Raw genomic sequence first — 9,415 nt, forward strand, 5'->3', positions numbered from 1 at the left:
AAAGGCGTGCAGCAACTGGGCCAGCACCTGGGCAGCCGGCGCGAGCCCGAGCAGGCCGACCGTCGAGCAACCCAGCTCACGGCCCACCTTGAGGCCGTCGCTGCCTTCGATAGGCACACGCCTGAGCAGGCTCAGCAGCGCGCCGACGGCGAACTCCGCTTCGGCACTGGCCGTCGAGCGCTGCGAGCGCACCACCTCCACGCCCGCCTTGCGGCAAGCCTCGACATCGATGTTTTCGGCCCCCCCGCTCGCCCGGCCGATGGCGCGCAGCATCGGCGCCCCTTGCAGGAGTTCCGCATCGATACGCACCTCGGGCGGCGCGATAAGGGCGCGCGAGTCCTGCAGGGCCGCGCGAAGGCTGCGTGCGTCGCCGACGAATTCGGGCGCGAAGCGGGCGTCGTGGCGCTCGGCCAGCCACTGCACCACCTCGGCTTCCAGCGGTTCCAGGATCAAGACTGTCATTGCTTGTAAGAGCCCGACTCGAGGGTCGGCCCGTCACAACCCCCGTGACACAATCTTCTCGACCCCGCCAATCCAGTGTATGCCCATGGCCTCCTCGCCCAAATCGCCGATCACCAAAGCCATCTTTCCGGTTGCCGGCCTCGGCACTCGGTTCCTGCCGGCCACCAAGGCGCAGCCAAAGGAAATGCTGCCGGTGGTCGACAAGCCGCTGATCCAGTACGCCGTCGAGGAGGCCTATGCCGCCGGCGTGCGCGAGATGATCTTCGTGACGGGCCGCCACAAGCGCCCCATCGAGGACCATTTCGACATGACCTTCGAGCTGGAGGTAGCCCTGGAGCAGGCCGGCAAGCAGGAGCTGCTGGATGTCGTGCGCAGCGTGAAGCCCGATGACATGGAGTGCATCTACGTGCGCCAGGCCCAGGCGCTGGGCCTGGGCCATGCCGTGCTGTGCGGCCAGCGACTGGTGGGCAACGAACCCTTCGCCGTGCTGCTGGCCGATGACCTGATGGTTGGCGAGACGCCCATCCTGAAACAGATGGTCGAGCAGTTCGCCGATTGGCGCGCCTCCATCCTGGCCGTGCAGGAGGTGCCGGCCGAGCACACACGCCGCTACGGCATCGTCGCTGGCACCCAGGTCAACGACCAGTTGATGGACGTGAACCGCATCGTCGAGAAGCCGGCGCCGGAAGTGGCGCCATCGCGCCTGGGCGTGGCCGGGCGCTACCTGCTGACGCCGGGTGTCTTTCACGAAATCGCCAGCCAGCCGCGCGGCGTCGGCGGCGAGATCCAGCTGACCGACGGCATCGCCGGACTGCTGCGCCGTGAGAAGGTGTTCGCCTACCGCTACGAAGGCAAGCGCTACGACTGCGGCAGCAAGGAAGGCTTCCTTCAGGCCAACGTCGAGCTGGCGCTGGCGCACCCGCAGTTGGGTCCCGGATTCAAGGACTTCCTGAAGGGCCTCGCGCTGTAATCCCGGCCTCGCCGGGCAGCACCCGTCAAGGCGCCGGCCTCAGCGGCGCCTGAGGACGTGGAAGAACTCGTCGCCCGATGAGTTCTGCTCCACCAGCTCATTGCCCGTCTGGCGCGCAAAGGCCTGGAAATCGCGCATGGAGCCGGGGTCAGTCGCCACGACGCGCAGCAGCTCTCCGCTGAGCATCTCGGCCAAGGCCTTCTTGGCCTTGAGGATGGGCAAGGGGCAGTTCAGGCCCCGGGTGTCGATCTCGCGTTGGACGTCCATCAGCTCATTCTCGCTTCATGTCCGCCAGGTCCAGCCATTGCGGCTCCAGGCCCTTGCGGCGCAACCAGGTCGCCAGCGCCTGGCCGGTGCCCTGAGGCCAGCAGCGTACCGCTTCGGGCGCAAACAGCTGGTACTCGGCCAGCTCGGGCGACAGGCGGATCTCGCCGTGCGCCGCAGCGTGGTAAGCAATGATGATCTGGTTCATGCGCTGGAAGTCCCAGACGCCCAGCAGGCTCAGGGAATCGACCTCCAGCGACGTCTCCTCGGCGATCTCGCGGCGGATGCCGTCCTCGGGCGACTCGCCGGCCTCCATGAAGCCGGTGATCAGCCCGAAGAAACGTCCCGGCCAGGCCGCGTTGCGGGCCAGCAGCACCTGGCCGTTCCGGTCCGTGCACTCGATGACGGCGGCCAGCACCGGCGTCGGGTTGTTCCAGTGCGTGAAGGTGCAGGCCCGGCAGCGCAGGCGCTCCTTGTCGCCCCCGTCCTCCGCCTGGGTGATGAGGGCCAGTTCGCTCGCGCAAAGCGGGCAGAACCTGTATGCCGTCATGCAGGAAAGACGCCCGTCGACAGGTAGCGGTCGCCGCGGTCGCAGACGATGAAGGCGATGGTCGCGTTCTCGACGCGGCGCGCAATCTGCAGCGCCACGCAGCAGGCGCCCGCCGCCGAGATGCCGGCGAAAAGCCCCTCTTCGCGGGCCAGGCGGCGCGCCATGTCCTCGGCATCGCTCTGACTGACCAGCACCAGCTCATCCACACCGCTTGGGTCATAGATCTTGGGTAGGTAAGCCTCGGGCCACTTGCGGATGCCCGGGATTCGCGAACCCTCCGCCGGCTGGGCGCCGACGATGCGCACGGCCGGGTTCTTCTCCTTCAAGAAGCGCGACACGCCGGTAATGGTCCCCGTCGTCCCCATGGCGCTGACGAAATGGGTGATCTGGCCCTGTGTGTCCTTCCACAGCTCGGGGCCGGTGGTCTCGTAGTGGACGCGCGGGTTGTCGGCGTTGGCGAACTGGTCCAGCACGCGGCCCTTGCCCTCGCGGGCCATCTGCTCGGCGAGGTCGCGGGCGTATTCCATGCCGCCAGTTCTGGGCGTCAGGATGAGTTCGGCGCCGAAGGCCTTCATCGTCTGCGCACGCTCGATGGAGAGGTCCTCCGGCATGATCAGCACCATGCGATAGCCACGGATGGCGGCGGCCATCGCCAGCGCGATGCCGGTATTGCCCGAGGTCGCCTCGATCAGCGTGTCGCCGGGCTTGATCTCGCCGCGCTCCTCGGCGCGCTTGATCATGCTGATGGCCGGGCGGTCCTTCACCGAGCCGGCCGGGTTGTTGCCCTCCAGCTTGGCCAGCACCACGTTGCCACGCGCGTCGTCGCCAAGCAGCCGCTGCAGTCGCACGAGCGGCGTGGCACCTATGACATCTTCGAGGGTCGGATAGCTCATGAAGGCGATTGTGGCAGCCGGCGCCAATCCCGACGCTTGACGAGTGCATAATCCGCCCCTCGCCGTCATGGCGAGCAGCTGTTTCCGACGGGCCCGGGTGGCGAAATCGGTAGACGCAGGGGACTCAAAATCCCCCGCCGCAAGGTGTGCCGGTTCGAGTCCGGCCCCGGGCACCAGGCGAAACGGCGACCCCCTCTCCCCTTGAGCGCCTTCCCGGCGTACTGCCGCGACCTCATGCCTCCGTTGCCTTCGGTCACCAAAGCCTTCCTGCTGGCCTGCGTCGGTTTCTTCTGCTTCTTCGAGCTCTTCCCGCGCCTGGCATTCTGGTTCGAGCTCTGGCCTCTGGCGACGGGCGCCTTCATGCCCTGGCAGTTGGTGAGCTACGCCTTCCTGCATGGCGACTTCACGCACTTGCTCTTCAACATGCTGGGCCTGTGGATGTTCGGCGGTGAGCTGGAGCGCGTCTGGGGACCGAAGCGCTACCTCCAGATCCTGATCGCCAGCACGCTCAGCGCCGCAATCGTTCAGCTCATCTTCACCTGGGCCATCGGTTCGGGTTCTCCGACGGTCGGCGCCTCGGGCGCCATCTTCGGCCTGCTGCTGTCCTTCGGCATGCTGTTCCCCAACCGCATCATCGTGCCGCTGATTCCGCCCATCCCGATGAAGGCGAAGTACTTCGTCGCCATCTTCGGGGGGCTGGAGCTCATCCTCGGCTTCAGCCGCGCCAGCGGCATCGCCCACTTCGCCCACCTGGGCGGCATGCTGGGCGCCTGGCTGCTAATCCGCCACTGGCGGTCGCCCCGCCGCCGCTAAAGCCCTTCTTTGGGCGTCGGGTAGCGCAACGCCAGCCTCAGCTCGCGCTTGAGGCGCGCATTGCCGATGCGGCGTGATTCGCTCCAGAAGCTCAGCGCCATCGCACCCATGCGCTCTGCCGCTTCGCCGCGGGTGATGCGCTCGGGCCGCGGCAGGCCGCCCAGCTCGGCGGCCATGTCGAAATAGTCACCCATCAGCAACTGGCTGTCGTCGCAGACGTTCACCGCGCGCTGCGGCAAGCCGCGCAGCAAGGCGAGCACGCAGGCACGGGCCAGGTCGTCGGCGTGAATGTGGTTGGTGAAGACGTCGTCCTCGCGGCACAGCACCGGCGTACCGCGCATCAGGCGCTCGCGCGGATGGCCGCCCTCGCGGTCGCGGGCATAGATGCCCGGGACACGCAACAGGCTCACTCGCGTGCCATGGCGACGGCCAAAGGCGCGCAGCTGGGCTTCGGCATCGACACGGCGGGCGGCCCGATCCGTCATCGGGTTCAACGGCTGCGTCTCGTCGATGAATGCACCGCCGCAGTCGCCATAGACGCCTGTCGTGCTGGCATAGACCAGCGCCTGCGGCGGTTTGTGCGCCAGCGCCGCCAGTAGATGGCGGGTGCGCTCATCCGCGCCGCCGTCACGGGCCGGGGGGGCCAGGTGCAACACGAGGTCGGCCAGCCCGGCCAGCCGCCTCAGCGTCGCAGGCTCATCGAGGTTGCCGAGCAGCGGCACCGCGCCCGCGTCGCGCAGCGCGCAGACGCGGCCCGCATGGGACGTCAGCGCCAGGACACGCCAGCGGCGGGTCAGCATCTTCAACACACGCAGGCCCACGTCGCCGCAGCCGATGATCAGGAGTCGTGGAGTCGCCATGCCAGGGGTGCGGCAAAATGGCGGCAGTCTACGGCCCCGGACTTCTGCGCGGGGCCGCTTGCTTTCTTGTGCCCATGTCTCACCAGATCACCATCCAGCCCGCCGGTCGCGTCTACCAGACCGAAGGCGACGACACGATTCTTGCCGCCGCGATCCGCAACGGCGTCGGCCTGCCCTACGGCTGCAAGGACGGTGCCTGCGGCTCCTGCAAGAGCAAGCTGCTCGAGGGCGCCGTCATTCACGGCAATCACCAGCCCAAGGCGCTGTCGGCCGAGGAAGAGGCCGCGGGCTTCGTGCTGACCTGCTGCGCCCGTCCGCAGACCGACTGCACCCTCGAGGCGCGCACGGTCCCCGGCGCTGGCGAGTTCCCGGTGCTGAAGCTGCCCAGCCGCGTCGCCGCCATGCTGCGCCCGGCTCCCGACGTGGCAGTGCTGACCATGCAGCTCGCCGCCAACCAGAACTTCCAGTTCCGCGCCGGCCAGTACGTCGAGTTCATCCTGCGTGACGGCGCGCGCCGCAGCTATTCCATGGCCAACGCGCCCCACACGCTGCCGGGACAGATTGAGCTGCACATCCGCCACATGCCCGGCGGCAAGTTCACCGACCACGTCTTCGGCGCGCTGAAAGAGAAGGACATCCTGCGCATGGAGGGCCCCTTCGGCAGCTTCTTCCTGCGCGAGGACAGCACCAAGCCCATCGTGCTGCTGGCGAGCGGCACCGGCTTCGCGCCCATCAAGGCCATCATCGAGCGCGCCCGCCACCTCGAATCCACGAGGCCCATGGTGCTGTACTGGGGGGCGCGCAAGCAGGCCGATCTCTATCTGAATGACTGGGCGGCCCGGATGGCAGTCGAGTGGCCGACGCTGAGCTACGTGCCTGTGCTGTCCGAGCCCGATGCCGGCTGGGCAGGCCGCACCGGCTTCGTCCATCAGGCGGTCATGGCCGACCTGCCGGACCTGACGGGCCATCAGGTCTATGCCTGCGGCGCGCCCATCATGGTCGAGTCTGCCCACAGGGACTTCGTCGCGCAGTGCCATCTGCCGGACGAGGAGTTCTACGCCGACGCCTTCACGTCGGAAGCCGACAAGCACGGCAACGCCTGACTCACCACCGCCAGATGTTCGAGCCGCCCTGGACCGACCCCGCCGACCTCGCTGGCACCCTGAGGCGTGACGGTGAAGCCGTCCTAGCACCGAGCGCGCTTGGCACGCTGGGCGTGTCCGCGGCTGAACTCGACAGCCTGAGGTCGTGCTGGGACGACCTGCCGCCCGACGGCTATCTGCGCGACGGCGGACGCTACCGCTTCCGCCGCCACGGCTGCTTCGTCGCCGACGGCGGCACACTGACGCTCAGCCCCCACCGCGCCCACTGGCAGCCGCTGGACTACAACGCACTGCACGGCGGTATCCAGCGCTGGTATGTACCGCTGGCGCAGGAGATGGCCGCCTCGCCAGCCTGGACCGCACTGCTGCTGGGCCTGGCCCGGCTCGCCTCCGAGATGAAGGGCGAACAACCCTGGTTCATCGAGGCCCACCCCTTTCGCATCGACACCAGTGACGGCATCGGCCGGCCCACCCCAGAGGGCGCGCACCGCGACGGCGTCGACTTCGTGGCCGTCCTGCTCGTCGGCCGCCATGGCATCAAGGGCGGCGAGTCGCGCGTCTTCGAGGCCGACGGCCCGGCTGGCCAGCGCTTCACGATGACCGAGCCGTGGACCACGCTGCTGCTGGACGACGCGCGCGTCATTCACGAGACCACGCCCATCCAGCCCCTCGCTGCAGGCGAGCGCGGTTGGCGCGACACGCTGGTCATCACCCTGCGAAGCGGCGGCTTCCAGGGTCCGTAGAATTTCAGACGGCCTCGCCAAAAGCGGGGCCGTTCTCTTCTTCACTGCGGCGCCACAAGCGCGATAGACCATGATCCCGACGTCCCTCTTCGGCCTGCCCGAGCAAGCCCCCCACGAGCGCGTGCTGCTCGCCACCGACCCGACCACCGGCCTCAAGGCCATCCTCGCCGTGCACAGCACCGCGCGCGGCCCTGCCTTCGGCGGCTGCCGCCTGTGGCACTACGACTCCGACGCTGCCGCCCTGAACGACGCGCTGCGCCTGTCCCAGGGCATGAGCCTGAAGAACGCACTGGCCGACCTGCCCTTCGGCGGCGGCAAGGCCGTCATCCTGAAGCCCGAGGGCGCCTTCGACCGCCCTGCCCTGTTCGCCGCCTTCGGCCGCGCCGTGCAGTCTCTGGCCGGTGCCTACATCACGGCCGAGGACGTCGGCACGACCACCGCCGACATGCGCGGCATGCAGGCCCAGACGCCCTTCGTCAGCGGCATCCCTCGCGAAGGCGCCTTCGGTGGCGACCCCAGCCCCAAAACGGCCTGGGGCGTGTTCGTTTCCATCCAGGCTGGCGCCCGCATCGTGCTGGGCCGCTCGTCGCTGGAAGGCGTGCGCGTCGCGTTGCAGGGCCTGGGTGCGGTGGGCTGGCATCTGGCCGAGTTCCTGCATCAGGCCGGCGCCAAGCTCGTCGTCGCCGACGTGGATACGACCAAGGTGGAACGCGCCGTCGCACAGCTCGGCGCCACCGCCGTGAACGTGGGCGAGATCCTGGCTGCCGAAGTCGACGTGCTGGCGCCATGCGCGCTGGGCGCCTCGCTCAACGAGCAGACGGTGCCGACCATCCGTGCCCGGCTGATCGCCGGCGCTGCCAACAACCAGTTGGCCACGGCTGCCGATGGCGACGCGTTGCAACGCCGCGGCATCTGCTACCTGCCCGACTACCTGGTGAACGCTGGCGGCATCATCAGCGTCGCCCGCGAATACCGCAATGAAGGCGAGGAAGCCGCCGTGATGGCAGAGGTGAGCCGTATCGCCGGCCGCGTCGAGGAGTTGCTCCAGCGCGTGCAGGCGGCCGACTCCACGCCCGCTCGCGTGGCCGATGACTGGGCGCGCTCCAAGCTGGTCCGGCCTGCCTGAGCCTCGCACGTGGGATTGGCTGGGTGGTTGCGCCCAGCCAACACTAGAGAGGCCTCTCAAGTCCAGGGTTTCTCTTGTCCTACGACCGACACAGCCGCTGCGCACAATCGCTGGGGTTACGCAAGATTACGGAGACAGATCCATCATGAGCAATCCTCGTTCCGCGGGTGCGCTGCGCCCGCTGCTGGCCGCCCTCGCGCTGCTGCCACTGGCCCTCACGGTCGAAGCAGCCGGCTACCGATTCGGCACGCAAAGCGCCGCCGCTGAAGGCACGGCCAACGCCAATGGGGCCGAAGCGGCAGATGCCAGCACGCTGTTCGCCAACCCCGCCGGCATCACGCGGCTGTCCCCCGGCTGGAACTTCTCGGGCGTGCTGGACTACCTGGACGCCAAGGCCCGCTTCACGGATGCAGGCTCCACCATCTCGCTGCCCGGCTCCGGCCTGGCGCCGCGCGCGATCAGCACCGTCGGCGACACGGTGGACTTCACCAAGCCCGTCGTCGTGCCCCATGCCTACCTGAGTTACAGGGACTCGGACACCCTGGCTTACGGCCTGGGCGTGTTCGTGCCCTGGGGCACCAAGCTGAACTACCGGCCCGACTGGGGCGGCCGCTACAACCTGCAAAAGGTCGAGCTGCAGTCCCTCTCGCTGAACCCCAACATCGCCTTCAAGCCCAGGGCCGACCTGTCGCTCGCGGCCGGTCTCAACCTGGAGTACATGGACGGCAAGCTGCGCCGCGCAGTGCCCTACGCCTCGGTCTACGCGGCCGGCCTGCTCAACGCGGCCCACCAGGCGGCGGCTGGCGGTGCGCCGGGCCTGGCCCTGCAGCTGCAGCAGCAGGCCGCGCAGATCTTCGGCGACCCGGCCTACGACGGCTCCATCGCCATCAAGGGCAAGGACTGGGGCATCGGCTTCAACCTCGCCCTGCTGTGGGAGCCCGTCGCCGGCACCCGGCTGGGAGCCACCTATCGCAGCGGTGTCAGCCACAAGCTCAAGGGCAGCGCCGACTGGACGCAGCCGGCCAATCTGCCCGCCAACGTGCTGGCCGCCATCACGGCCTCACCGTACAACGGCGTGTCGGCGCTGGATCACAACGACTCCGATGCCAGCCTCTCCGTGCACACGCCTGAGACGCTGTCGCTGCACGGTTTCCACCAAGTGACGTCCACCATCGCCGTGATGGCCGACTTCACTTGGACGCGCGACTCGCGGCTGAAGCAGCTGCGCATCGACTTCGCGAACTCCACGGCCGACTCCATCACCGCCGAGCACTGGAAGGACAGCAGCAAAGTCTCCGTCGGCGCGCAATGGCGCGTGATGCCGACCCTGCTGCTGCGGACGGGCTTCAGCAAGGACCGCTCGCCCGTGCCCTCCAACACCCGCAGCCCGGCCCTGCCCGACGCCCACCGCACCTGGTACGCGCTGGGTGCCAACTGGGCCCTGACCGACAGCGCCAGCGTCGACTTCTCCTTCGGCCACGTGAAGCTGAAGGATGCGGCGATGGAGGCCACCGACGACGGCGACGGCGAGACGCCCTGCAACTGCGCCTACTCCACGGCGCGCGGCAACTACACCACCAAGGCCACCATCGTCGGTGTCCAGTTCAACTACAAGTTCTGAGGAGGCGCAA

The 9,415-nt window shown here is 68.4% G+C and carries 10 protein-coding genes, 1 tRNA gene and 1 pseudogene; 7 read left to right on the forward strand and 5 right to left on the reverse strand.

Annotated features, from left to right (window positions below; all coding sequences use genetic code 11):
* Window positions 1-462 (reverse strand): annotated as a pseudogene (locus VGF12_RS05125) (phosphoglycerate dehydrogenase); the annotation flags it as partial.
* An 85-nt stretch (window positions 463-547) separates the two neighbouring features.
* Between VGF12_RS05125 and galU the strand changes: the two are divergent.
* Window positions 548-1,432, forward strand: a complete 885-nt coding sequence (gene galU, locus VGF12_RS05130) for a UTP--glucose-1-phosphate uridylyltransferase GalU (RefSeq protein ID WP_414710004.1) — start codon at window positions 548-550, stop codon at window positions 1,430-1,432.
* A 39-nt stretch (window positions 1,433-1,471) separates the two neighbouring features.
* Here the strand turns inward: galU and VGF12_RS05135 are convergent, their stop codons facing one another.
* The 3 genes from VGF12_RS05135 to cysM are packed head-to-tail and all read right to left on the reverse strand — an operon-like array spanning window position 1,472 to window position 3,139.
* Window positions 1,472-1,699, reverse strand: a complete 228-nt coding sequence (locus tag VGF12_RS05135) for a sulfurtransferase TusA family protein (protein ID WP_331174970.1) — start codon at window positions 1,697-1,699, stop codon at window positions 1,472-1,474.
* 4 nt (window positions 1,700-1,703) lie between these two features.
* Window positions 1,704-2,246 carry an NUDIX domain-containing protein gene (locus VGF12_RS05140; protein ID WP_331174971.1) on the reverse strand — a complete coding sequence of 181 codons (543 nt, stop codon included), beginning with the start codon at window positions 2,244-2,246 and terminating at the stop codon, window positions 1,704-1,706.
* Window positions 2,243-3,139, reverse strand: coding sequence for a cysteine synthase CysM (cysM, locus tag VGF12_RS05145; RefSeq protein ID WP_331174972.1), 897 nt, complete (start codon window positions 3,137-3,139; stop codon window positions 2,243-2,245). Before cysM ends, VGF12_RS05140 begins: the two co-directional genes overlap by 4 nt.
* Window positions 3,140-3,230: 91 nt before the next feature.
* On the opposite strand from cysM, the gene VGF12_RS05150 reads away from it, so the two are divergent.
* Both VGF12_RS05150 and VGF12_RS05155 read left to right on the forward strand, forming a co-directional pair.
* Window positions 3,231-3,315: transfer RNA gene (locus VGF12_RS05150), tRNA-Leu, on the forward strand.
* A gap of 58 nt (window positions 3,316-3,373) precedes the next feature.
* Window positions 3,374-3,952 (forward strand): rhomboid family intramembrane serine protease, encoded by a 579-nt coding sequence (locus VGF12_RS05155; RefSeq protein WP_331174973.1) that lies wholly within the window; start codon window positions 3,374-3,376, stop codon window positions 3,950-3,952.
* Here the strand turns inward: VGF12_RS05155 and VGF12_RS05160 are convergent.
* Window positions 3,949-4,812, reverse strand: coding sequence for an SDR family oxidoreductase (locus tag VGF12_RS05160; protein ID WP_331174974.1), 864 nt, complete (start codon window positions 4,810-4,812; stop codon window positions 3,949-3,951). The genes VGF12_RS05155 and VGF12_RS05160 overlap by 4 nt on opposite strands.
* A gap of 74 nt (window positions 4,813-4,886) precedes the next feature.
* Here VGF12_RS05160 and VGF12_RS05165 point away from each other — a divergent pair, with 74 nt between their 5' ends.
* The 4 genes from VGF12_RS05165 to VGF12_RS05180 all read left to right on the forward strand — a co-directional run bounded on the left by VGF12_RS05165 (window position 4,887) and on the right by VGF12_RS05180 (window position 9,405).
* Complete coding sequence (locus VGF12_RS05165; protein ID WP_331174975.1) at window positions 4,887-5,915, forward strand: CDP-6-deoxy-delta-3,4-glucoseen reductase; 1,029 nt, start codon at window positions 4,887-4,889, stop codon at window positions 5,913-5,915.
* Between the two features lie 14 nt (window positions 5,916-5,929).
* Complete coding sequence (locus VGF12_RS05170; protein WP_331174976.1) at window positions 5,930-6,658, forward strand: 2OG-Fe dioxygenase family protein; 729 nt, start codon at window positions 5,930-5,932, stop codon at window positions 6,656-6,658.
* A gap of 70 nt (window positions 6,659-6,728) precedes the next feature.
* Window positions 6,729-7,784, forward strand: coding sequence for a Leu/Phe/Val dehydrogenase (locus tag VGF12_RS05175; protein ID WP_331174977.1), 1,056 nt, complete (start codon window positions 6,729-6,731; stop codon window positions 7,782-7,784).
* Between the two features lie 145 nt (window positions 7,785-7,929).
* Window positions 7,930-9,405 carry an OmpP1/FadL family transporter gene (locus VGF12_RS05180; RefSeq protein ID WP_331174978.1) on the forward strand — a complete coding sequence of 492 codons (1,476 nt, stop codon included), beginning with the start codon at window positions 7,930-7,932 and terminating at the stop codon, window positions 9,403-9,405.
* Window positions 9,406-9,415: the final 10 nt, after the last annotated feature.

It is taken from the genome of Roseateles sp. (genome assembly GCF_036404855.1).
Taxonomy (GTDB): domain Bacteria; phylum Pseudomonadota; class Gammaproteobacteria; order Burkholderiales; family Burkholderiaceae_C; genus Pelomonas.